The organism is Sulfobacillus sp. hq2, from assembly GCF_002903155.1.
Taxonomy (GTDB): Bacteria; Bacillota; Sulfobacillia; order Sulfobacillales; family Sulfobacillaceae; genus Sulfobacillus; species Sulfobacillus thermotolerans.
The window spans coordinates 117097-142443 of record NZ_NWUL01000034.1 but is presented as its reverse complement, the minus strand read 5'-3'; the positions used below and the strand labels follow the sequence as shown (position 1 = coordinate 142443).

The 25347-nt window shown below is 52.8% G+C and carries 20 protein-coding genes and 1 pseudogene; 9 read left to right on the top strand and 12 right to left on the bottom strand.

The window, feature by feature from the left end:
- The first annotated feature begins 17 nt into the window (after nt 1–17).
- The 4 genes from CO251_RS10270 to CO251_RS10255 are packed head-to-tail and all read left to right on the top strand — an operon-like array spanning nt 18 to nt 5341.
- Entirely contained in the window at nt 18–1829 is a 1812-nt protein-coding gene (locus CO251_RS10270) for a M61 family metallopeptidase (protein ID WP_242968543.1), read from the top strand.
- A gap of 16 nt (nt 1830–1845) precedes the next feature.
- The gene (locus CO251_RS10265) at nt 1846–2967 is read left to right on the top strand and encodes a glycosyltransferase family 4 protein (protein ID WP_103375719.1); all 1122 of its coding nucleotides are present in this window, start codon (nt 1846–1848) and stop codon (nt 2965–2967) included.
- 14 nt (nt 2968–2981) lie between these two features.
- Nucleotides 2982–4358 (top strand): UDP-glucose/GDP-mannose dehydrogenase family protein, encoded by a 1377-nt coding sequence (locus CO251_RS10260; RefSeq protein WP_103375718.1) that lies wholly within the window; start codon nt 2982–2984, stop codon nt 4356–4358.
- Between the two features lie 35 nt (nt 4359–4393).
- Entirely contained in the window at nt 4394–5341 is a 948-nt protein-coding gene (locus tag CO251_RS10255; protein ID WP_103375717.1) for an NAD-dependent epimerase/dehydratase family protein, read from the top strand.
- Nucleotides 5342–5386: 45 nt separating this feature from the next.
- Here CO251_RS10255 and CO251_RS10250 read toward each other — a convergent pair whose 3' ends face one another.
- From CO251_RS10250 to CO251_RS10230, 5 genes are all read right to left on the bottom strand, one after another.
- Entirely contained in the window at nt 5387–5731 is a 345-nt protein-coding gene (locus CO251_RS10250) for a helix-turn-helix transcriptional regulator (protein ID WP_103375716.1), read from the bottom strand.
- Nucleotides 5732–5804: 73 nt separating this feature from the next.
- A complete protein-coding gene (locus CO251_RS10245) occupies nt 5805–7379 on the bottom strand; it encodes a S8 family serine peptidase (protein WP_103375715.1) in 1575 nt (524 codons plus the stop codon).
- A gap of 36 nt (nt 7380–7415) precedes the next feature.
- Nucleotides 7416–7889, bottom strand: coding sequence for a hypothetical protein (locus tag CO251_RS10240; RefSeq protein WP_242968542.1), 474 nt, complete (start codon nt 7887–7889; stop codon nt 7416–7418).
- A gap of 117 nt (nt 7890–8006) precedes the next feature.
- Nucleotides 8007–9410: a sugar transferase gene (locus tag CO251_RS10235; RefSeq protein ID WP_103375714.1), complete on the bottom strand. Its 1404-nt coding sequence runs from the start codon at nt 9408–9410 to the stop codon at nt 8007–8009.
- Between the two features lie 79 nt (nt 9411–9489).
- Nucleotides 9490–10563 (bottom strand): DUF3048 domain-containing protein, encoded by a 1074-nt coding sequence (locus CO251_RS10230; protein WP_242968541.1) that lies wholly within the window; start codon nt 10561–10563, stop codon nt 9490–9492.
- Nucleotides 10564–10718: 155 nt separating this feature from the next.
- Here CO251_RS10230 and CO251_RS10225 point away from each other — a divergent pair, with 155 nt between their 5' ends.
- On the top strand, nt 10719–11861 hold the full coding sequence (locus tag CO251_RS10225) for a geranylgeranyl reductase family protein (protein WP_103375712.1): 1143 nt from the start codon (nt 10719–10721) through the stop codon (nt 11859–11861).
- An 86-nt stretch (nt 11862–11947) separates the two neighbouring features.
- Here the strand turns inward: CO251_RS10225 and CO251_RS10220 are convergent, their stop codons facing one another.
- From CO251_RS10220 to CO251_RS10200, 5 genes are all read right to left on the bottom strand, one after another.
- Entirely contained in the window at nt 11948–12874 is a 927-nt protein-coding gene (locus CO251_RS10220; RefSeq protein WP_103375711.1) for an NAD-dependent epimerase/dehydratase family protein, read from the bottom strand.
- A 33-nt stretch (nt 12875–12907) separates the two neighbouring features.
- Nucleotides 12908–13996, bottom strand: coding sequence for a glycosyltransferase family 1 protein (locus CO251_RS10215; protein WP_242968540.1), 1089 nt, complete (start codon nt 13994–13996; stop codon nt 12908–12910).
- An 84-nt stretch (nt 13997–14080) separates the two neighbouring features.
- Nucleotides 14081–15169, bottom strand: a complete 1089-nt coding sequence (locus CO251_RS10210) for a glycosyltransferase (RefSeq protein WP_103375709.1) — start codon at nt 15167–15169, stop codon at nt 14081–14083.
- Complete coding sequence (locus tag CO251_RS10205; RefSeq protein WP_103375708.1) at nt 15166–16626, bottom strand: O-antigen ligase; 1461 nt, start codon at nt 16624–16626, stop codon at nt 15166–15168. Before CO251_RS10205 ends, CO251_RS10210 begins: the two co-directional genes overlap by 4 nt.
- Before the next feature lie 33 nt (nt 16627–16659).
- The gene (locus tag CO251_RS10200) at nt 16660–17781 is read right to left on the bottom strand and encodes a glycosyltransferase family 1 protein (RefSeq protein ID WP_103375707.1); all 1122 of its coding nucleotides are present in this window, start codon (nt 17779–17781) and stop codon (nt 16660–16662) included.
- Between the two features lie 292 nt (nt 17782–18073).
- On the opposite strand from CO251_RS10200, the pseudogene CO251_RS18075 reads away from it, so the two are divergent.
- The 4 genes and pseudogenes from CO251_RS18075 to CO251_RS10185 all read left to right on the top strand — a co-directional run.
- A pseudogene (locus CO251_RS18075) lies at nt 18074–18430 on the top strand (IPT/TIG domain-containing protein); the annotation flags it as partial.
- Nucleotides 18431–19030: 600 nt separating this feature from the next.
- Nucleotides 19031–21334, top strand: coding sequence for a glycosyl hydrolase family 18 protein (locus tag CO251_RS10195; protein WP_369825261.1), 2304 nt, complete (start codon nt 19031–19033; stop codon nt 21332–21334).
- 60 nt (nt 21335–21394) lie between these two features.
- Entirely contained in the window at nt 21395–22039 is a 645-nt protein-coding gene (locus CO251_RS17645; RefSeq protein ID WP_207654671.1) for a hypothetical protein, read from the top strand.
- A gap of 30 nt (nt 22040–22069) precedes the next feature.
- Nucleotides 22070–22969, top strand: a complete 900-nt coding sequence (locus CO251_RS10185) for an aldo/keto reductase (protein WP_103375705.1) — start codon at nt 22070–22072, stop codon at nt 22967–22969.
- On the opposite strand, the gene CO251_RS10180 is transcribed toward CO251_RS10185, so the two are convergent.
- Both CO251_RS10180 and CO251_RS10175 read right to left on the bottom strand, forming a co-directional pair.
- Nucleotides 22966–24027 carry a glycosyltransferase gene (locus CO251_RS10180; RefSeq protein ID WP_103375704.1) on the bottom strand — a complete coding sequence of 354 codons (1062 nt, stop codon included), beginning with the start codon at nt 24025–24027 and terminating at the stop codon, nt 22966–22968. The two genes, CO251_RS10185 and CO251_RS10180, sit on opposite strands and share 4 nt — an antisense overlap.
- The gene (locus CO251_RS10175; RefSeq protein ID WP_242968539.1) at nt 24024–25265 is read right to left on the bottom strand and encodes a glycosyltransferase family 4 protein; all 1242 of its coding nucleotides are present in this window, start codon (nt 25263–25265) and stop codon (nt 24024–24026) included. Before CO251_RS10175 ends, CO251_RS10180 begins: the two co-directional genes overlap by 4 nt.
- Nucleotides 25266–25347 lie beyond the last annotated feature (82 nt).

Genomic DNA, 25347 nt, shown 5'->3' with positions numbered 1-25347 from the left:
TCAAAGGAGGATATTTTGTGATTCCGACATTTTCATTTACCGTCAGTTTTCTGGAACCGGGACTCCACGTCTATCATCTCACTCTTAAAATTGACCAATTGCCCAAAGGACGCCACACGCTCTCGTTACCCGTATGGACTCCGGGATCCTATGAAGTAGAAGATTATGCCCGTCATCTCTTCGATCTCACCGTAAAAGCCAACCAGCAAGACGTTGGCGTTCACCACGCGTCCAAAAATACTTGGGAATTCGAACTGTTTGAAGACCAAGCGGTGGAGGTACGTTACAAAGTCTACGCCTTTGAACTAGGGGTTGCGACCAGCCATCTAGACCAAAGTCACGCCTACTGGAACGGCGCCCAACTCTTCTTGTTGGTCGATGATTATAAAGCCGCGCCGTACTATGTCAGCCTCGAGGCGCCGCCCAGCTGGCAGGCTTCGACAGGTCTGGACCGGGCAGATGATGTCTGGGGACAATACCGCGCCGCCGATTACGACGTCTTAATTGATAGCCCCTTTGAAGTAGGAACCCACACCGTATGCACATTCGAAGTGGATGACAAACCGCACACCATTGCCGTATGGGGTCACGGTAATGAAGATCTGGACAAACTCACGCAAGATGTTAAGCGCATTGTTATTGCCCAGCGTGATCTTTTTGGTTCGTTGCCCTACGAGCATTACACGTTCATTTTACATTTAATGGACAAGTCTACCGGCGGATTAGAACATCTCAACTCGACAACCTGCGGTGTGGAGCGGTTTGCCTTTCGTCCGTGGAAAAATTATCGGCGGGTTTTAGGTCTCATTTCCCATGAGTTTTTCCACCTTTGGAACGTCAAACGCATTCATCCCGACATGCTAGGGCCCTTTGATTACAATAAAGAAGTCTACACGCACCTTTTGTGGGCCATGGAAGGCTTCACCGACTATTACGCGTATTTGACTTTGCGGCGCTCAGGTCTTTACTCTGTCAAAGACTATCTTGACGGGCTAGGAAGAAAAATCGCAGCGTATGAAAAACAGCCCGGTCGATTCGTGCAATCGCTGACCGAATCGAGTTTTGATACCTGGATTAAACTGTATAAGCCCGATGAGGATTCGGTCAATCGCACCCTGTCCTACTATCTCGGGGGAGACCTTCTCGGCACCTGCTTGGATTTAGAGATTCGCCAACGCACGGACAATCAAGCATCGTTGGACGATGTCTTACGTAGACTGTATGATCGTTATGGCGCCCATGGCATTGGTTTTCCAGAATCCGTCTATCAAGAAACCGTGGAAGAAGTCGCGCAGAGTTCCTTTGAAGACTTCTTTGCGCGCCATATCCATAAGCCTAATCCATTGCCTTTGGAAGACGCGTTACTCACCGCTGGTCTGAAGATTGAACGCTCTTACACACCCGGCGACGATGCGGAAGAAAGCCATGAATCCAATAATACGCAAAGCCCTCGGCCGTGGCTGGGCATTGAAACAAAAATTGTCGATGGGCATCAGCTTGTCGTCAAATCCGTTTATGCCCCAGGACCGTCTCAGACCCTGCTCAATGCAGGAGACCACATTATTGGTTTAAATGGATACCGTATCGCCTCAGCAGATGATCTCAAACACCGTATCCAATACGACCATCACGTTGGGGATACCGTGGTCGTGAACTTCTTCCGCCGGGGCCAATTGCAGTCCGTATCACTGGTCTTAGGGACGCAGCCGTTTGACAAGGTGCAACTCGTGCCTGTTAAAGAACCCAGTCCCCGCCAAACAGCCATTTTTGAGAGCTGGATGGTCGCCACATGGGATTCCGGTCTATCCTCAAGCGACCGTCCTTTATAAGCCAGGAGGCCTTTTTGTGCGTGTACTCATGATTTCCAAAGCCTGCGTTAGTGCAAGCTACCGAACCAAGCTCGAATACCTCAATCAACTAGACAATCAGGTTGAAGTGGGGCTTGTCGTACCACCGGCGTGGGGTTCACTCACTTTCGAACCCCGGCCTCAAGATCATAGCTATCCGCTGTTCATTGCGCCTATCAGACTTAATGGACGCAATCATTTCCATTACTATCCCGAGCTCTTGTCGATTATCCGCCGCTTTCAGCCCGATCTTTTACACATCGATGAGGAACCCTATAGCAGCGTCACCTATCAAGCGGTTCGTATTGCCAAGAGGCTTGACATTCCCTCGATCTTCTTTGCCTGGCAGAATATCTACAAGAACTATCCGTGGCCTTTTTCGTTGATGGAACGAACGGTGTTTCAAACCGCCCGCGGCGCGATAGTCGGCAACCAAGAAGCACAAGACGTCATCCGCCGCAAAGGATTTGACAAACCCGTGTGGATTATTCCCCAATTCGGATGTGATGTGGGTTTGTACCAGCCGCATGATCCAGAGACGGCCAAACGGATCTGGAACCTTGATGGGCAATTCGTTATCAGTTACATGGGTCGGCTCATCGAAGAAAAGGGACTGGATGATCTGTGGATGGCCGCAGCTCCGCTGTTAGCTCAACATCCCCACATGACCCTGTTATTCGTAGGATCTGGACCGTGGCAAGCAACCGGGCAGAAACTGGCACACGAGGCGCATTTAGACAATCAAGTACGCTTTGTGCCCTGGGTCTCAACTGGTGACATGCCCCAAATCTTGAATGGGGTCGACGTGTTGGTTCTGCCCTCGCGAACCACGGCTCGTTGGAAAGAGCAATTCGGACGCATCTTGACCGAAGCCATGGCCACCGAGGTGCCGGTGATCGGGTCGTCTAGTGGAGAAATCCCGCAAGTGATTGGAGACGCTGGGCTGGTTGTGCCGGAGCAGTCTCCCACAGCCTTGGCGGAAGCTCTTCAGACGATTTTTGTTGATGGGGATTTGAGACGAAGCCTAGGAAAGAAAGGCCGCCTGCGCGTTCTGAACCATTTTTCTCAAGAAGTCATTGCGACCAACACCATGGCCGCTTATCATCAGCTATTGTCGTAAAAGGAGGAACCTGTATGAACGTCGCGGTTTTCGGCGCGGGCTACGTCGGTCTCGTCACGGGGGCGGTACTCGCCGAGCTTGGCCACCGCGTGGTCTTAGTGGATGTCAATGAACAAAAAGTCGAGTACATCATGGCAGCCGTCCCCCCCATTTTCGAACAGGGGTTATCAGAATTGCTCACGCGGGTGCGTGGTACCGACCGCCTGCAAGCCACCACCCAAGCCAGCCAAGCTGTCGCATCATCTGAAATCATCTTCATTGCTGTAGGGACACCCCCTCTTGCCGATGGATCTCCGAATCTGGAATATGTGCACCAAGCGGCGTTAGCCATCGGTCAAGGCATGGTATCTGGTGCCTCCTACGTCATTGTCAACAAAGCTACTGTACCCATCGGATCGGCCAACTTGGTTGAATTATGGATTGAAGACGGATGGTCAGCTCGCTACGGAACAAAACCGCCTGCCGACCTCTTTACCGTCGCCTCGAATCCTGAATTCTTGCGTGAAGGCAGCGCCATACACGATACCTTGTATCCTGACCGCATCGTATTAGGGGCGGATGAAACTTGGGCTATGGACCGCTTGACGACCTTATATCAACCCATCATTGCGCAAAGTTTCGTGGCGCCGCCCGAAACGCCACGCCCCCAAGACCGTGGTCCGGTACCTGTCATCAAAACAGACCGCCTCTCGGCCGAAATGATTAAATACGCGGCCAATGCCTTTTTGTCAACGAAGATATCCTTTGCTAATGAGATGGCTAATATCTGTGAGCGTGTCGGAGCGGATATTCAAACGGTCATGCATGGCATAGGACTCGATACGCGCATTGGCCCAAAGTTTCTGCAAGCAGGCGTCGGCTGGGGTGGCAGCTGCTTTGGCAAGGATCTCTCGGCCTTAATTTATACCGCTAAAGAATACGGATATCAGCCGAGACTTTTGGAATCCACGCAAGAGGTGAACAAAGACCAGCGTCTTTTGGTTGTCAAACGCCTTCAAGACGAATTGAAGACACTGAAAGGGCGTCGCATCGCCCTGTGGGGATTGTCTTTTAAACCAGGCACCGACGACTTGCGTGATGCGCCGGCGTTAAGCGTCATTGGCGAGCTGCTGCGACTAAATGCCCGCGTAACCGTCTACGACCCGGTGGCGATGACCAACATTCAGCAGCAATATCCCGATTTGGACATACGCTACAGTGAATCCGCATTAGAAGCTCTCGATGGAGCGGACGCGTTAGTGGTGCTCACCGAGTGGGACGAGTTCCAGCGCATACCGCTTGCGACCATAGCCCAGGCTTTGACCCAGCCCATTCTTATCGATGGCCGCAATTTATACGACCCCAAGGAAGCGCGACACTTGGGCATTCGCTACCGCGGTATTGGCCGTTAACGAACCAAAATCATGCATTTGAGGAGATACTGACGATGAAAACTGCAATTGTCACCGGCGCAGCCGGCTTTATGGGAAGTCATCTGGTGGACAAGTTGGTCGCTGAAGGGTATTTTGTCGCCGCCATCGATAACTTGTCGACGGGAACTTGGGACAACCTTGAGCAACATGGACCAGAGCATGTGCTTAAACTGACCTGGGATATTACCGAATATCCCGATGAGACCATATTGCCTTTATCCGAGGTCGACGTAGTCATTCATCTGGCCTCCGCGGCGTCCCCCGTCCATTACAGGCGTCTGGCCCTGGAAACTTTGCGCGTCAATTCGATTGGGACCGAAAATGCTTTAAAATTGGCCAAACGATATCATGCACGATTCGTCTTAGGCTCTACCTCAGAGGTCTACGGCGACCCACAAATCTCACCGCAGGTGGAATCCTATTGGGGCCATGTCAACCCCAATGGCGTTCGCGCCTGCTATGATGAAGGAAAACGCTATGGAGAAGCCATTGCGATGGAATATCACCGCCAATTTGGCATTGATCTGCGGATTTTGCGCTTCTTTAATTGCTATGGTCCCCGCATGCAATCTGAAGATGGCCGGGTTGTTCCCAATTTCGTGCGTCAAGCTTTGGAAGGCCAAGCGTTGACGGTCTACGGAGACGGAATGCAAACGCGCAGCTTTTGCTATGTTTCAGACGAAGTGGCCGGAATTTATGCCGCAGCAACCCGCGAAGGGCTAGCCGGAGAAGTCTTTAACATCGGAAATCCTGAAGAGCGCACCATTATGAATTTTGCACAGGCCGTGGCGAAGGCCGGCGGTGTGCCCTTGCACACAGAATTTCGCCCGCTCCCGCCCGATGATCCCACCAATCGTTGTCCCGATATTACCAAAGCGCAGACGTTACTGGGCTGGTCACCTAAGGTGTCCTTGGAAGAAGGCCTCGAAAAAACGTTCGCCTACTTCCGGTCAAAAATCTAACAAGCATCGACCATGACGCGCGCCGCGCCAAGCCAAAAAGCCCCCTTAAGAAAGTTCGGGAACCGAACAAGCGGGAGGGTGTAACAAGGCTTGGCGCACCAGCGAGTCGGTCTCACACAGAGTTTTAAGCAGGTCCTCTAATCCTTGGCCCAAAGCAAACATGGCCGCATTCAGCCGGTAATAAATCCATTGCCCGTGGCGGGTTTCACAAATCAGGCGCGCCTCTTTAAGACGCGCCATATGCCGCGAAATGGCCGGTTGGGAAATTCCAAAAATATCCACCAATTCACAGTTGCAGTACTCTCTTTGGCTCAGTAAGGCCAAGATACGCAGCCGTGTCACGTCGCCTAACGCCTTAAATTGTGCTCCGATTTCTTCCGCTGTCATCATACGCTGCCCGTCCTTTAGTCGTGTTATACCCATACTATTATATAGCACGCCCTTCTGGACAGTAATCATTCTCCTAGCAGAGCAGCCCCTGTGCCAGTTGTTCACCAACTGGGCTGCCCCATCCCGTTACGGCGTTCCAGCCAGGGGTACACTCATAGCCCACCACCCCTGCATAAGAATTGTTGCCCTGCGTAATTGGACGAAAGGCAGGCGTAGGGCCTAACAGGTAAAGACGGGGATTCACATACCCTAACACCGTTCGATTCGCAACGAGGCCTTCTTGCGCAATACGGGCGAACAACGCTGCCCAAATGGGTGACGCGACAGACGTCCCCCCGACGATGGTCCATGCGCCCTGAAAGAGGACGGCATAGCCCGTGTCGGGATCGGCATTAAGAGCCACGTCAGGCACCCCGCGCCCTCTCTTGTAACCGGGTTTGACAGGCAATCGAATTCCTTCTTGGTAGCTGGGTACAGGAAAAATTTGGCTAATCCCTCCACCCGAGGCGCCATTGTTATTCGTATCGGTCCAGCCCGTCTCCTGCGCGATTTGCCCCGCTGCATTGACCACAAGGTGTGTTCCGCCTACGGCAACCACATGCGGGCAATTAGCTGGCGCATCCACATGGCAAATAGGGCGTCCGGGTCCTCGAAGGCCATAGGCCCCTTCATCACCAGAGGCAACAAAGACTGTCATGCCGATAGCCGCGCTATTACGAACCACGCTGTCCCAAGCGTGCATGGTGGCGATAGGAAAGCGGGTTTCACCATCGCCATAACTGATGGACAGAATGTTGGGATGGTTAACCGTGTCATTACGGGCATACTCCAAGGCCTTCAGCACCGACAGTGCAAACGCAGCATCCTGGTTGCCCGCGCTCGCCTCGTAAACCACCAGAGAAGCCCCCGGTGCCATGGCCCCACTCCATTCAATATCCAAGGTCGCTTCCAGATCCCATGGATTGACGCCTCCATCATTGGGTGTGCCATCCACTGAGACAAACGTCAAGGAGGGCGCAGGGATCCCAAATTGACTCCAAAACCCGCCAACATCTTCAACATTGTAGCCATTTGAAAATTCCAGCAACCCTATGGTGAGCCCTGTACCGTCACTGGGAGGAAATTGATACGCCGTCTGAATATCAATGGGAAAAAATCCTTGCCCATTATTCGCCAGAGCATCGACGCGTGATGGAGACCGGAAGCCGGGATAGAGTTGGGAGACATTTTCGAGTCCAACAAATCCAATAATCGCAGGAGATAGCCATTGCGGTACACGGGGTTCTTGGGCAATCATAAATTTCCCCCCCGATTCCACAAAGCGAATTTGCAAAGTGGTTTCAATCGCCGCCATCGATCCCTCAAGCCATGTAATAAAGGCACTGTCGTGCGTCACGTGCACACCCTCAGCGGTGAGCCACCGCACCGCCGCCTCTTTCACGAAGGCATCCCAACCGTAATCCTGCACCAATTCCTCGCGCGTTAAGGGTCTGCCCGACAGCAGCCGAGCCTCAAGGCCTGCTTCATCAGCGGACCTCCATACCATCGCAAACTCGACGGTCCTCTGTGGGTCAAGCCGATCATGATATGAGGCCAATGATTCTCCAGGCACGATATGGCCCGGCACTTCGCGTAAAATCTGTGGCATTTCCACACCCCTCCTCTCTAACCATATTATGCCATGTTAAAGAGGGATGCCCCACGGGGTCAGCCGGAAAATATTTGACGTCATGCATTTAGGGCACAGTACACGCACTTCGATTTCCCCTCGTGAATCGGGAGGCAGGGCATTGGCTAATCCTTCGAGCAATTCGCCTGCTGGCACCAGCTGCTGGCACGTTGGACAGCGTCTTAACGTCACGTCCCACGGTTCTTCTGCTGCGGGCCACACACCAGGTATGTCTTCGGGGGTAATGATGATACTTTGTGCGGTTTGTCCTTGTGCCAAACGCTTAGTAATAGCTACCTGCCCAATTTTCTCCATCAGTGTAATCTCAGAAGAAAAGGGATCGTGACGCGTCATTTGCATCCACAAAGACCGTGGAATAATCATGGACATCAGCACCGTGTCCTCGCCCCGTGATACGGAAAAGACACTCCATGGCCCTTCTGGGGCGTCTCCAATCACATGTAATAGATCAATTTGTATGCTTTCCACGTCCTATCCTCCATCTTGCGCGATGCATTGCTGGTTCATTTTTGAAGAACTGTTTAAACCCATTAGCCTTCAAAAAAGCGCAGGACAGATCCGGCTGGATCTGTCCGCTGCAAGAAATTAATGTGCGCCTTTTTGTTGCAACACAGCTGGTATGGTCTTAACTAAAATCTTAAAGTCCAGTCCCAAAGACCATGAGTCAATATATTCCATATCAAGCTGCATCCACTGATCAAAGTCAATGTCATTGCGCCCCGAAATCTGCCACAAGCAGGTGATACCGGGACGAACCGATAACCTTTTTCGGTAGTCATCTCCATAGCGTTCCACTTCTGTCGGCAAAGCCGGCCGCGGTCCCACAAGGCTCATATGCCCTAACAGCACGTTGACAAGTTGTGGAAGCTCGTCCAAACTTGTCTTTCGCAAAAACTTGCCCATGCGTGTAACCCGTGGATCATTGGGTACTTTAAAGACAGGCCCACTCATGACGTTGAGATGCTCAATTTGCGAACGCAACGCTTCAGCATTCGGCACCATGGTTCGAAACTTGAAGCAGGGAAATTCCCGTCCGTTGAGCCCTACGCGAGATTGAACAAAGAATACGGGACCCGTTGGATCATCGAGCTTAATCAAAATCGCGATGACCGCCATCACCGGGGACACGAGGACCAAGCTGATGGCCGACAATAACACATCCACCAAGCGCTTGGACAGTCTGCGCGCCGTTTGCGGGGACTTAACCCCATTGACGACTAAAACGGAGTTCCCATAGAAATCATACAAGGCCGATTTCGTTGCGTAGGCGCCCACCTCATCCAAAATCATGCGCACTTCCTTACCCTGCTGACGGGCCATCCCAATGGCCGCCATCATGACGTCATCGGCTACAGGCAAGGCTAAGACCACCGTATCGATAACCGTAGAATGCAGTAACTGCCGTAAGGTGTTCAAGGCTTTTTGACCCGCCTCGGCAGACCCCAAAGGAATGAGCAAACGATCTACCACGACCATGCCCGCCTGCGGAACCGTGTCCACGGTTCGTGAAAAAATGCGCACCCGCTTGGGATACCCCATCACCACAAGCCGACGTAAGTCTTTCTTGCCTACCCGCAACCGATTAATGCCGATCTTGGTCACAACGTGGATACCAAATTGCAGGGTAAAAGCGGTCAGGGGCATCAACACAAAAATCAGACGGGAGAACCACGTCGCTTTCATAAAGAAAATAAGCAGGGCCATCGCCAACGTGCTCTCGAGGTTGGACACCATAAGCATTTTCAATTCAGCTGGCAATTGATTCCATCGCCGTGAATAACCATTGAAGTTGAACTTCAGCACGAGCCAATTGAGTGCTAAGAGCACAGGTGAAAAGGAAAAATACAACGTCACGAGCTGCACGGTCGTCACATCAGGGTTGATCCACGTCAGATACACATGTACCGCCAGCAAGTAAGCCAAAAAGGCTGCCCCAGTATCAACCAGAACGGCCAGCTCATCCCATCTATTGGTCCAGTGTTTGAACACATTCACACCCCATTTTGAATACCAATATTATAGCAGGTATCATGGCGGTGAAAACCACCGAATTTTGGGAGCGAATGCTCTACTGGATCTGTAACTGAAAAGGATTGGGTGCGGAGTGGGCATTGGGAACCACCTCAATCCATGTTTGCCCCGGAACAAACCGAGCCAGCTGGCCGTTCGCATCATAATACTGCGTAGGCTGGCCCGAGCCCGCATTTTTCCATGTTCCTCGCTCGATTTTGTCTCCTAAAATTAATAATGCCGGGCCTGATCCGTGCGTTTGAATTTGAATCCATCCGGTCCCTGCCGGATCCGGAAGATATTCTTCCTTCGTATATTGAATGACAATGTTGGAGGCCACGACCGGTTGATGGCTATTCAGTCCCATGACTTGGGTATATTGATTGTCAGGACATTCCGGACACTTCACCCACCTGGTCCACCCCCGCCGTGATCCATCCCAGCGCCACTGCTCGATCGTGTTATGCGTATTCCATGTCAGGGTAATGGTCTGATCCTTCGGTGCAGCCGATCCTGGGGGCCCGCCGAACAGCCAATGAGGTGTGACAGGAGGATTGCCCCAATTTTGTTGGGCCATGGCCGCAGCTTGCGGAATCGAGACAAATAAGTTATGAGGCGCTGGCCGATTCGGCGAGCGGTATCCTAAACCGTAAGCATTGGCATCAACATCTAAGTTATGTATTTGATCTTTCTGAATGGAGACGTAGCCGGGATCGGACGCCCCAGCATGAACATAGGCAGCTTGCGGCCACCCGTGGACCCAACTCACGAAATAGGGCCGTGCTGACCTTACCGGCCCGACTTTATTGGGCTCATGGCCATAAAATAGTAGCAAGTAACGCGAGTAATAGAAAAACTCGGTATAAGCTTCATAGACCACGTCCGCTGATTCTAGTCCGTACTGAGGCCTACCATACTCGGTGTTTTCGACCATAATCGCCACCAAAGGCCCATGATCCGGTTCAGGAAGACCGGTAAGTGGGTCATCCCCTTTGGTAAATGTCGTGCGCGATGCCGCCTGCGCCTGCGGCGAAACGTGTTTGACGGGTGCCGTCGTTTTCACCGCGCCACACCCCGTCAACACGGCTGCGCCGATTGCGACAGATGCTATGTGTCTTGTTTTGACCATCATTAACCTCCGTATACCATGCGCGTCTAGTTTATGCCCGGTTCACATACAGTGTGGATAGGGAATGTGCACCGTCCCCGCCTGTCTTTCTCTCATGATACACTAAGGTGACACGCACTAGGTGCCAAATAACCCCTTTTTCAAGGAGGCTCTTTTTCATGGACGACGTCGTGATCATTGGCGCAGGGCCAGCTGGCTCTACCGCTGCTAGACTTTTAGCCCAGCAAGGATTTCATGTACAGGTCCTCGAACAATCCGCTTTTCCCCGTGTCAAACCGTGTGGAGGAGCCATTACATCTCGCGCTGTCGATTTGTTGCCTCAAGGTTTTTTCCAGCAAGTCCGCTCAGCCCCTACCCAATGGACGTTTCGCGGACGCACGGGAGCTCGCACCATTACGACCAAGACGCCTTATTGCTATACTGTCGAACGCCGCTCGTTCGATTCTTGGCTCGCTGAAAAGGCTCAAGATGCTGGTGCCCGCTTTGCCTTCGAGGAAAAGGTCACGAGCATCCACGAGGAGGACGGCTATTATACGGCCACAACCGCCCAAGGGCACAGATTTCAAGCGCCTTGGCTGATTGGAGCCGATGGCGCAAAAGGGGTCAGCGCCCGCTTTTTGGGCATTCCCCGTCCTCATCATGGAGCGGCTATTGAAGCAGAAGTGCCTGTCACTGGCGAACAATTTGCCGCGTGGCAACACCGTGTGGAAATTGATGTGACCCGCTACCCATGGGGCTATGCCTGGGTCATCCCTAAAGACGGAATCTTGAACATTGGAGTCGGGTCATTTAAAGCCGGTAAACTGCCTCCTTTAAAATCGTTAATGGGCCAGTACCTCCATCAGATTGTGCCGAATCCCCCAAAGGACGTCCCCATGCTCGCGCACCCTTTACCGTACCGAACCCGATATACGCCCTTAGCCACCACCCATGCCCTTCTCATTGGCGATGCCGCTGGCCTTATGGACAGCTTTTCCGCCGAAGGGATTTATTCGGCGTTGGCCAGCGCCCACATCGCCGCCAACACCGTTAGCCAAGCCCTTCGCCACAATATTCCCGACACATTGCCTTATGCGCACGCCATCCGGGAACAATTTTGGACGCAATTGCGGCCCGCGGTTAAAATGTCGCACTTGTTTTATCCCCTTGCCGGATTTTGGGCCGATTGGTTTGTCGGTCACACCCAGTTGTTAGAGGAATATCTACGCGTCACACAAGGGCAATCCACCTATGATGCGCTTCTACGCCAAACCGAAGCCACATTGTTGCACCAATTGCATCTGCGCCCTTTAAGCCGTTAAGGGCCACGCTCCCGCATAAAATCACAGGCCTTTAAAGGGAGAGCCTCTTGCGGAAATCGATGTCAAACAATCGTTTCGGTCACCCTTTAGCGTTGGGCTTCTTTTTCACGAAAATAATGCCATGTGGCTTCTAATCCGTCCGTCAGGGGGGTAATGGGCTCAAAACCCCATAGTTTGGCCTTGTGTTGGGATAGCAAGCTATCTGTAATGTCGCCCGGACGTTTAGCCCCCACCCGGTAACTCTGTGCCGAAACCCCTGCGGCTCTTGCCAGCATCTCAAACAACGCACGCACCGAAGTACGCGTTTGGGTGCTGACGTTGTAGACCGACACAGGCCCTGGGTCGGCGAGACGATGCAAAAACGCACGGGCCACGTCCCCTACATACACGAAATCGCGCGTTTGCTCGCCATCCCCATGGATTTCCACGGTTTCGTTACGGGCTAAAGCTTCACAAAAAACAGCGACGACGCCGCCTTCGCCTTGGGTGCGTTGCCGTGGGCCGTACACGTTGGCCAAACGAAAAATAATGGCTTGCATGTGATTGAGATCCGCAAAATGCTTGACATACTGCTCAGCCGTATATTTGGACCATCCATAAAAACTGATGGGCCAAGCAGGGCCGTCTTCTCTAAGCGGCAGTTGGTCAACGTTCCCATAGACCGCTGCCGACGATGCCGTGCGAAATTGCGACGCGCCCAATGTCTTTGCTACCGCTAGCATACGCAAGGTCCCTTCCAAATTAAGGCGCAAATCGGTTAGCGGATCGCTTTCCGACGCCGCCACGCTAATTTGCGCAGCTAAATGGATGACCGCGTCCACTGACCCCACTTGATCCACCCAAGACTCCGGCGACAAAATGTCCCCATAGACAAAGCGTGCGCCCGCAGGAACATTTTCACGCGTGCCATGACTAAGATTATCGATCACCACAACCTCATGCCCCATCTCAAGCGCCTGAACATTAATATGCGAGCCAATAAAGCCCGCACCTCCCGTTACAAGAATTCGCATCGTCTTCACTCCTATTTTGAAAACATCACCCGTTTAGGGGACAAGACGTTGGTATAAGCGATCATATTGCCGGGCGACTGTTTCCCAATTGAAGTCTTCGGCTCGAGCGCGGCCCCGTGCGGCCATTTTCTGCGCAAGGGCTGGAGTATCCAACACTTTATTAATGGTCTGCACCCACGCATCGACGTCTTGCGGAGGCACAAGCAGGCCAGAATCTCCTACCACCTCGGACACGGCCGGCGTAGACCCTGCCACCACAGGAACTCCCATAGCCAATGCTTGCGCTGGAGGCATGCCAAACCCTTCATAGGTGGAAGGAAATACGAAGAGATCAGCCGTCTGGTAAAGGGCCACGACTTCCTGCCGAGTGAGGTAGGGCGTTGTCACGACCCTTTCTTGCAAATGCAAATCGGCTATCTGATGCTGAATGGTCAGGTCCGTTTCCGCTCCAATCAATACCAATTCTCCTCCCGTATGGCGGGCAAAAACCTGTTGGCAAGCCTTAAGAAGCGTGGAGACATTTTTTCTGGGATCATAGCCGCCTATATAAAGCAGCCGTGGATGGCGCACAGGACGGTACCGGGATGACAACCGTTCCATTTGCTCAACGGGCACGGGTCGAAAAAAATCCGGGTGCACCCCATTGGGAATGACAGTAACTCGGGCGGTCAGTTCGGGGAAGAGTTCAGCAATGTCTTGGGCAGTCGCTCGCGAAATGGCCACAATCTGACTGGCATGCGGCAAGTATTTTCGAATTTGCCCAAAGTACAAGCGTTCTTTCCACCTGGCATGATAGGCGGAAAGACGGTACGGAATCACATCATGCACCGTCACGACGGTCGGTATCGACAAGGCTACTGGTGGATACATCATGTAGGGAATGTGAAGGAGATCGACATCCTGTGGCGTTTTGATAATACTCACATTTTCCCACCACAATTTTTCCCATAAAGGCCTTTTAGGACGAGACGCCAACCCAAGACATGGTTGGTCCGGCAATAACGCCTGGCCCCGGCGTCCGACTCCCACCACACCCGTTCCCAGGCGGCTTAGCCCCCATATCAGGCCTTCGACATACTCTTCCGTCCCCGTCCGGCATTGTTCAATAATGGACACGTCCATGGCAATCTTCATACCAATCGGTCAAAATCCCCTCTACGCATCGTTTCGGCTATCATACCGCATCATGAGCGCCATGGGTACTATCTACCGTCCGTCCAGCGCAGTTTGGATGATCTGCGCCATGCGCGTTTCGAAAACAGCCGGACGAAACTGCTCGGTATGCTGTCTAATGGCTTGGCTGTCCCATGTAATAGTTTCGGCCCGCCGAATGGCCGCAATGACCGCATCTATCTCCTGGCGGTCAAAAAAGACGCCTGTTTTCCCGTCAATCACGGTATCTTTAACTCCGCCTTGCCCATAAGCGATCACCGGACGACCCGCGGCTTGCATTTCCACCGGGACAATGCCAAAATCCTCTTCACCCGGAAAAATTAAGCCCTTGGCCCCCGTCATCAGAGCGGACGCCTTCTCATCATCGACCGCCCCCACAAACTCCACATGACGACTGGCCAAACGCGCTAATCGCTCTCGTTCCGGACCATCTCCGGCCACAACCAGTTTGATTCCTAACGCATTCGCGGCTTCTATCGCGAGGTCCACCCGCTTATACGCGACAAGGCGTGAGAGAACCAAATAGTAGTCCCCCGGATGGGGGGCAGGCTGAAATCGGTCAATATTGACCGGCGGAAACACAACCTCTGCGGAGCGGCGATAATGTTTGCGGATGCGCTGCTGCACGGTATGGGAATTGGCCACCAAAACATCGGCCCTGTCGGCCGACAGGCGATCCCAAAGGCGTACATAATGAAAAACGGGGCCCATCAGCCTTCGCGTCAGGCCTTTGGCTTCACGATTATGGTAATCGTGATACAAATCCCAGGCATAGCGCATCGGCGTGTGAATATAAGACACATGCACAGTCTCCGCCCGCGTCAACACGCCTTTTGCAATCGCGGCACTCGATGAAATGACCAAATCATAGCGCGATAGGTCGAATTGCTCAAACCCATACATAAGCAACGGCAAGTAGCGATTATACCAGCGCTTGGCCCGGGGCAACCGTTGAACAAACGTTGAATAAATGGTCCGTTGTTGCAAATATGGGGAGAGGCGAGAACGATCTAACACTCCCGTATAAATGGGAGCATCCGGATACATATGAGCCAAGGTCTCTAAAACACGTTCGGCTCCTCCCATCGTTACCAGCCAATCGTGGACAAGAGCCACTTTCATGATCGATGCCTTCCGTACCGTTCCCACGCCACACTCACCGCTGCCAACGCCAAAAGCAAAGGTAGAATTACTCCTTGGTCAATAAGAAAATCAACCCAGTTGTGAATCACGAAAGCCGTCATCGTTCCAAAGGCTCCGACCAAAAGCGCATACCAATAAGGAGACAAGGCGGCGGTTTTCTCCCGTACAAGGCGCACTGAAGACGCTAGCCACGACCATTCTAGCCACAGCGCAGCCACGATGCCGCCAATTCCCATATCCGCCCCCCACTCTAAATATAAATCATGGGCCATAGGCGGGATGCCCGCCAATCCCTTGGGCGGATGCTGCTGAATGAAGAGATGAAAGTTACCCAATCCTACCCCTAACAGCGGATGTTGACGAATGGCACTCAAAGCCGATTTCCAAATCAGAAGCCGTTGATCGGTATCAAAATGTCCCGCAGGATTAATCACAGCCGTAACCGTGGTTGTCAAACGTTCAAGGGTATTTTTATGAGCCCCGACATACAAAGCCGTATGACTTAAATCGGTTTTGCCCAACAAAAAGACCACGACAAACATCACAATCGGGACGAGAATACCGAACGATGCAAATCGCTTAAGAGCCTGACGTCCGCGTGTTAGGGCAATCAATACCCCCATAAAGAATACGCTGCCCGCATCCGCGACCCAAGAACCTCGCGAATAAGAGATCACGACGCCTAAAGCCGTCAAACCTAAAGCGACTTTCAGCCAGCCTTGACGCAGCGAGGGCGGACCTAATGCCACCAAAGCCGCTAATAACGGAAAGGTCTGGTCACTAAAGCCACCAAAAACATTGGGTTGCCCAAAAAATCCTGTCGCTCGAACATGGTGGCCGTCCACAATGTTATAAACGGGACCTAATTGCAGCATAAATTGATAGAGTCCGTAGAGAACCATGACGCTCACCACCACAAATAAGGCGGCTAAATACCAATTCCATATCGCGTTGTTGTCCCCATATTCCCGAAACACCGCCACCATGACAACAAAAAACTCGAGATATTCCAAGATTTTGATGACCGTTCCGAAATGGCTGAGACTACTGGCCAACGAAAGAATCGCCATGATAAAGAGAAATACCAACGGCCACCGGTACGGTTGTGGAAAGAAGCGGCGCGCCAATCCCGTTATGCCTTCAACCCAGTGGTCGCGAATTAATTTCAAGGCCATGACGATCGCCATAAAATCAGCCGCATAAAATTTGTGATGATGGAAAACAATCCCTAACGGAAACGGTGCGGCCACAATGTATAAAATGGCCGCAGCAGGCAATGAGACCCATGTCATCCAAATATAGCCCACAAAAAAAATAGCAGCTCCGATGCCCCCCCAGCGCACGGCAATCAGAGCCCCCAGTAAAGCGATTGCCAAAGACGGGAGCAGTTTCTTTGAAAAAAGCGGTTGATCACTCGACACTGCTTCGGCCTGCATGATTGGTTCCTCCCCGGTATCGTCGCCCCATTATTATCGTGCCACTTGTAAATAAACCGCACGTGTTTGCAAAGCCGTTTGGCTCCACGTATAAGACTTGATGTGCTCGAGCCCCTTCTGCGCCCAGATGTCGTGGTGCTCGGGATGCGTCCACAGTTGTTCCATGTGCGCTGCGATGTCTTCAACGCTTAAAGGATCGACAATCATCGCCGCGTTACCCGCAACTTCCGCCAACGCTCCCCGATTAGAGCATATCACGGGAGCTCCCCAGCCCATCGCTTCGAGCACTGGCAATCCAAAGCCTTCATACAAGCTCGGATACACCAAGGCAATGGCATGACGATATAAGGACGCTAAGTCGTCTTCGGAAACATAATCCAAGAATCGGACCTGTTCGGCAATCCCTAACCGACTTGGCGCTTCGAGGACAGGCTCGTAAAGCCATCCTTTTTTACCCGCAATTAACAGATCCACTTGTCCCCTTAACTTCTGCTTGTCCACTAATTGGGCAAAAGCTTCAATGACGCGTTGAAAATTTTTTCGGGGCTCAATCGTCCCCACGGCCACAAAATAGGGACGGGAATTCAAGGACATCGCAGACGGAATGCCGCGACGAATGACGCCATGCGGCACGACCGTCACTCGCTCTCTTGGCACCTTAAGAATCTCATGAAGATCATCTGCAGTCGCTTGACTCGGTACAATAATATGATCCGCAGCACGAACCGACCATGCCAGCATTCGCCTTTTCACTTGCGACTTAGCCCACGGAAACATTTGGGGATACTTATATGCCACTAAGTCATGCACCGTTGCCACACTGTGCCGAACGCGCCTGAGCACTGGCACTTGATAATCGGGAAAATGGACCACATCATAGGACGTCTGACGCAACCACTTATGCAACTGCCACTGTTCAAACATCATCCGTTCCCGACTGTGGTGAAGATTGCCTGGGGGCACCACCATCGTCCCGCCCGGAAGCACTTGGCCCGGCAAGCCAATGGCCATCACCTGATCGACCATGGCGAATTGCGCCACATAGGCCTCCACCAGCGACGCAATATACCGTCCAATACCCGCAGACTGTGGATGATACAGTAAGGCGTCGACCACGACTTGCAGCAATATCCCTCCCGTCGTCACATCCCACATTGGATTTTATCATACGTCAAGTCTGTGCATTTGTCTTACCGTATGTCCTAAACGCGGCCATCATCTGGCATCTCGTATTATTCGACATGCATTCCCCACAGATTGCAAAGTCTTGGCGCAAATAGAGGAGTTTGGCAGGAGCACGCCGTATAGATATTGCAGAGAACCTTTGACGTGTCGGCTTATGTTGTTTTGATGTTGTTTTGATGTTGTTTTGATGTTGTTTTGATGTTGTTTTGATGTTGTTTTGATGTTGTTTTGATATGGATCTTTTTAGGAGGCCTTTATAACCATGAGACAAACCCGGGCCCGGCGCCATCGCCATTCCCAGTTTTTACATCGTCGCCCCCGTAACCGAACCGCTAATCCTGCTTTAGCCTTAATTTCCTCAGCATTGCTATTCGCGAGCTTGCCCGCGGCGGCTTATGCGCAAAGTGCTGTCGTGCTCTCCAGCTATACCCTAAATGCTGGAGATACCACGATGACCTTAACAGGTCAAGACTTTGGCTCAACCGCTGCCACGGTCACCATTGACAACCAACCTGCGCCCGTTACGAGCTGGACCCCCTCGTCCATTACTGTCAGCATTCCTGCCGATGCGGGCCCTGGCCCGATTCAAGTCACAACCGCTCAAGGGATTGTCTCCAACGATTTGACATTTGCCGGCGTCAGCCGAGGATCGTATGCCCTCTCCAGCAATGGTACAGTTACTCCCTCTGGCAACGTGCCCTTTTACGGAGATCTGTCGTCCATCGGCGTATCGTCTTCCTCACCGGCCGTGCAACTCATTCCGACAGCCAATTACCAGGGATACTGGATTTTGACTCAAAACGGCCAAGTCTATGCGTTTGGCAACGCCACGCCTTTCACCTCGAACATTCCTGCTACATCCCCCGCAATTAGCATGGCGGCAACCCCTTCAGGTCAAGGCGCGTTTGTCTTAACGCAAAATGGAACGGTCTACGCCTTAGGAAATGCGCAGACGTATGGCAATGCCACAGGATCATCCCCGGTTAGCATTGCCAGTACGCCTAATGGTCTGGGTTATTGGGTTGTCAGTGCATCAGGCGTTGTCCAAAGTTTTGGTGATGCACAAAACTTTGGCAGCTTGCCGCAAACTGCTCAGCCACAAAGCACTTCCGTATCGTACCCCAATGGCACGTTACTGCGTCAAAACGGAACAAGTCCCGTTTGGGTGGTTGAAAACGGCACACTTCATCATATTCCCAATCCGACCATCCTTTTAGGCATGGGCCTGTCTTGGAGCCAAGTGCAAGTGGTTTCCTCGTTATCCGGTCTTTCGGTAGGAGCTCCATTAGTGACCCCCTACACGTCTGGGACATTGCTTCAACAAAATGGTCAAAGCGCCATTTATCTTGTGATGAACGGCATATTGCGCCATATTGCCAGCGCGTCGGTATTTACGCAAATGGGCCTTTCGTGGTCCTCTGTGGTCCATGTCAATGAAATCAGCCCCAATTGGCCAATCGGCCCCGCCCTAACGGTCCCCGTCGCGTATTACCCCTCGGGCACGTTATTAAAAGCTCAGAACAATCCTGCCGTCTACATGGTCAATAATGGGACCCTGGAACACATCATGTCAGGCTCCGTGCTTTCAGCCATGGGCTACCAATGGAGCGATATCACCGTTGTACCCACTTTACCGAATTTGCCTATCGGGCAGAATCTAACGACCCCGATGCGCGCCTTTCCCACCGGCACTTTGGTGAGACAAGCAAACGAAGCGGCCGTGTATTTGGTCCAAAACGGCACATTGCGCCATATTGTCAATCCCCAGGCGCTTTATGCCCTAGGATTTACCTTTGCTCAAGTTGTGGTCGTACCGACCCTAGAAGGGTTGCCCACCGGATCTCCCCTGGACAGCACCTCAGATCCCACGCAGGCGCCGTCTACAACCCCTGCGGCTTCAACCAATGATCCCCCCACAGTGGTCGGCTTTACCCCGACGTCTAATGGTCAAGGGTATTGGATTTTGCAATCCAATGGCGTTGTGACAACCTTTGGCAATGCCCAAAATTTTGGCGAGCCCCCGGCGGGCACACAAGCCACACAGCTTGTCGTCAGTGTGGACCAACAAGGGTACGACGTTATCACCGCCGATGGCCAAGTTTTGACATTTGGCGATGGCCCCGCGTTAAGCGTGCCTTCGTCACCCGTTTCCGTGATTGATTCACCCATGCCAGCCAATGTCCCCGCTGCCCCCTCGATTGCGCCCTCTGGCTTTTTATCCATGGGCTACGGGTTTTTTGTCGATAACTTCCCCAACGGCGTGAATAACTCATCGTACGAAGACTTGCTACAACACGGCAATTCATTGTCCGCCATTAATCCCGCCTGGTTCAACTTGGCCCAAAATGCGGATGGATCGTGGCAAATTACTAGTTGGTCAACCACAGGCCCCTATGCTGCGCCCGACATCAATGGCCTCAACAATATTCAAGTCGTCACCGCTCAGGCCCAACAAGAAGGCGTCATGGTTTTACCCTCTATTGGCAGCTATTATAATCCCGCCAATGGGCCCATTACCACGGCGGCCGACGACGCCAACCTGGTCCAACAAATCGTCTCCCTTGTGACCCAAGATGGATTTAATGGCATCACGATTGACTTCGAAAACAATGGATACGGAGGCTTAGGCGTCTCAGGGGCTTCAACCCAATACACGACCTTTATCCAACAGCTGGGTACAGCATTGCACGCCGTCAACAAACTGTTGATGGTCGCTGTCTATCCTTCGTCATATCCCAACACATTGTACAACTATCAAGCCATTGCCCCTTATGTCAATTACATCAATATGATGACCTACCCTGAAGACAACTCCAGTACGTTTCCTGGTCCCACAGCTGGGTTCCCTTGGGTTGAGTCCTTAGTCCAATCCGCCATAGCAGGCGGCGTGAATCCCCAGCAAATTATCTTGGGCCTAGCGCCTTATGGCCATGAATGGACGGTCACCAATCAAGGCGTGACCGGCGTCGGCGCTGTAAGCAACCGAGCCGTTCAAAGTCTTTTGCAGCAGCAAGGAATTTCCCCGTTATGGGATCCGACCCAAGATGAAATTGTCTTTACGGCGGGGCCGTTAGCCCAATTGCCTCCTGCAGGGTACTCGATCGCCGATGACAATCAATCCCTGCCGCAAGTGGCCAATTTGCAAAACCTATTAAATTTCGTTCTGCTCAAATATGCGATTGACAACAATCAAACGCCGCCGGCTCTCTTGCCGACTGACGGCTATTATGGGCCGCTTACCACGGCTGCAGTCACCGCTTTCCAGCAGGACTTCAATGTCCAAGGCGCCACGGCGGGCGTCTATGACACCGCCACAGCTCAAGCTTTGCAGCAGCTGATTACCCAGTGGAATATTGGCCAAGACATTTATTGGGATGAAACATCCCAGTCCATCGCTGACCGTGTGCAACTGGCCTTACAAAACAATTTAGGAGGCGTCGCCGCGTGGCGCTTACCCTTTGAAACCCCCGGCTACTGGACCGCTATCGGCCAGCTGACCCCTGTCGCCCACCTGCAGCCATAAATGGGCCCGTCATGGTATGATCGGGAAAGAACTCAATCGGTGGAAGGAATGGTGCCGTTTATGAATCCTCGAAAATCTGTCAAGTGGTCTATTCTTTTGTCATTGCCCTTGGCGCTCGCAGGGTGTGGGTTTCACCACGCCGCCAGCGCCCCCAATACGTCTCGTCCTAAGACGTTGCGCCAAACGTCACCCAGTCCGTCTCCATCCCCGTCTGCGTCGCCTAGCCCATCTCAGACGCCGTCATCACCTTCGACGTCATCATCATCATCACCCGCAACGCAGTCTGTCCAGGCCCCGCCTCCGCCAGGCGCGGGGCCCTACACGGGGTTAAAAGTCGCGGTGGTTGCGGCCGTACCAGAAGGCACGTCAACCGTATCGGGCCAGCGGCTCAATGTCTATCGCCTCACCGTAACGGTCGATAACCCAACATCAGGGATCATTGGCTTGGCGCTCGATGACTTAGCAGTTGATGCCAATGGTGCCTCTTACGCTTGGAACGATTACGTGCAGCAAGGCCTCACGGCGTCCAATTCGCTGTTTGCCTTTCCTCTCACTCCAAAGAGCCCCGCGTCAGACGTGACTCAGATTCTACCAGGTCGCCCTTTAACGGCAGAATTGACGATCCAAGCCCCTTCTGCTTCGCAATATGTTCTCGTGTGGAATGGTACGTCCACACCCACCGGGCCCCAGGCTACATTTCATTAACGCCATTCTTGGGGATGAGGAGCATTGACAATGGAAGAAAGGCTTTTAGGAAAAACCAAACAACCTGTCTCCCTGATTGGATTTGGCGCTCTAGAAGTAGGCCGCACGTGGGGATTAGGTTCGCCTCAGGACACCGAGCGACCCAACGAACAAGACGCAACGACACTGCTTCATCATGTGCTCGATTGCGGCATTACCTTAATCGACACCGCCGCCGCGTATCATGCCAGCGAGGCACGCATTGGCCAAGCGCTAACTCACCGGCGTGCGGAGTATTTTTTGGCCAGCAAATGCGGAGAGCATAACAGAGAACCCGGTACCTATTATGATTTCAGCGAAGAGGCGATTCGCACCTCGATTGACGAGTCCTTAATCCGCTTGCAAACGTCCCAAATCGATTTAATGCAAATTCATTTCGGCCCCGATCCCACCCGCGTATTACGCGAAGGATTTACGGTCAAAGCCATGCGAGATGCTCGCGAGAAAGGGCTCGTACGCTTCTTGGGCGCCTCGTGCGAACCAGATATTGTCCCTGCCATTATCTCGCTCCAAGATTTCGATGCCATCCAGTTAACCTACAACCTCTTGGACCGCCAAGCCGAAGACGCCATCAAACGCGCTGCGGATAACGAGTTGGGCGTCATGATTCGCTTTCCCTTAGCTATGGGCTTTTTAACCCCCAAACGCCACGCAATATCCCAAGACTCTCCTAAAGCGCAATGGGCGGCCCAATATTTGCAAATCGCCCATAATGACGATGCCCTCTTGATTGCGCTGGCATTGCAATTTATCGCCCGCATGCCAGAAGTCTCATCGATTCTTGTGGGAACCAAAAATCCTTTGCACTTGGATACAGCCATTCAAGCCCTGACGGTGCCGCTTCCTTCAGGCATGCTAGATGAGGCCATACGCCTTAAAGCGACGGTCTAGGCCTTCTCGCATAGGCGGTCTAGGTCAGCTAAGACGCTTTGGGCGCGGTGATCCCAGCTGTGGGCTTGATGTACTGCGTCGTAGGCATGCATGCTCAGCTCCTGCCGATATTGAGGAGACGATATGACAGCTATGAGCGCTGCGGCCAGCGCGCGAGCATTGGCTGCTGCATGAATTCCGACGCGGTAGCGCTCCACAAATCGCGCAGCTTCCGAACGATCCGTCACGACAACCGGAATACCATAAGAGAGATAGTCCATCAACTTCACGGGCCACGCTAACCGGGTATACGCCGTATCAGGTCGCGGGATCACGGCTACGGCAGCCTTTTCATACCATGGCAAAAGCGAGGGCCCTGCCGCTTCTGTCACGGTGATATACTCAGGAATCCTAGCTTGTGGCCATTCTGCACGCCGCATTATCAATGCCAACCGTGCTTCAGGGCATTGCCGATGAACGTGACCCATCGCCTCGATTAATAACTCTACCCCATCGTACGGGCCCCCAGCGCCGACATAAAGAATCCACGGGGCTGAGGAAGTCTCATGGGGTCGTAAGGAAACAGGTGTCACGGCCCCTGGTGGCAATAGACGGACTTGAGCAGATCCTTTAGGCAGCAAATCGCCCAAGCCCTGGGTGGGGACATAAAGAATGTCGGCCCAAGCCCCATACGCCCGTAAAGTCAGCCCATAGAGTAGTGCCATTATGTAGGATTTCGCACCGTGCAAGGGATAGAGATCAGGAAATTTTTGGTAATAGTCGCGCACAAATACCGCTACCGGCAGGTTTTTTTGCGCAGCATGGCGTAAAAACAGAAGGTCGCGGACCGTCGCCGTAGAACTCGCACTTTCCACGTACACGGCGTCTACCGCATTCAAGAGGTTGTGACGCCATGCTTCCGTTAACCATGGCCCACGTTGACGGCGTGTCCCTGTAATTAGCGTGACCTGAACATGCCGCGCAAAGGCCTCTGCCATTCGGTAAATGCGCACTTTGGGGGCGCGATCCAAGGCATCAAGCGGATAATGGCCCACCATCAGCAAATGCTTTATCGTCATACGTCGCTACCAGGCTCAAAACTTTTCAGCCACTTCTCCGCGATCCGTTGCCATGTATAGTGGTCTCGTACAAAGCTCCACCCGGCTTGTCCCATTGCGGTCCAAGCATCCTCAGGCATATCCGCCAGCTGCAAGACGGCTGCTGCTAACGCGTCCCCATTTTCGGGCTCGGCGACGACGCCCCCCTTAGCCCGGTGAATAAGATCAGCCATTTCCCCCTCGCCCACATAAATGACCGGCACCTGGGCCGACCATGCCGGAAAGACTTTAGAAGGCCTTGCCCCCTTAAACAACGAGTGGCGGCGCAGCGGCACCACAACAGCCCGTGCTAAACTGAAATAAGCGGGCATGTTCTCGACCGGCTGCAATGCCTCAAACCACACATTGGTCAACTGGGCTGCCTTGACCTGTTCCATTAAATGAGCTTTTACAGGGCCGTCCCCAACCAGCAAAAAGGCGATATCCGTGCGGTCCCGAAGCCGCTTGGCTGCTTCAATAATGACGTCCAAGCCTTGGGCATAGCCCATGGTCCCCGGGTAGAGAAACACCTTTTCAGTCCCCTTACCCCACCTTGCACGCAACGCGGTGGGCATCTCGACGCGTGGAAACTGCGCTAGATCCACCCCATTTGGAAAAAAGAGCACGCGCTCTGGAGGAATTTGCCCTGTTTCGCGAATGGTTTGTTGAATGCCCTCCGTGACCGCAGAGACATAGGCGGCATGAGCATACAACGACAACTCCAATCGCCTTGTTAGGCCGACAAGCCAAGGATTGCGCACCAATCCCAAGGCGACTGCCGATTCTGGCCACAAATCTGATACCGACAAGATATAAGGAACCTTAAACCAGCGTGAATACAGCCGCGCAGTCATCCCTAAAAACAACGGGGGCGATTCCACTAAAAGATAGTCGGGACGCGGCAGTTTACGCAAGCCCCCAAAACTTGTCACCACAAAGGAAAAATAATTCAGCAATCGCCACCAAAACCGTTTATTGGGGGGCACGCGCCAGATCCATGTCCGAATCACAGGAATTCCTTGCACTATTTCTTGCACGTGAAACGCAAAACGTCTGGAACCAGACGCCCCTAAATGGTGGGGCATTGCTGCCACCACCGAAACATGATGGCCTTGACGCATCAATTCATGCGCCATGGCCTGCAACCGTATGGATGCCGCTCCGGGCTCAGGCGGGTAATATTGCGTTAAAAAAATAAAGTGCCGTCCGCGCTGCGCCAATGTGTCTCCTCCGCACAATAATATTTGGTCTATTCATCATACCTGAATTAACGTCATTCTCCCATGGCTCATCCCTAAAATG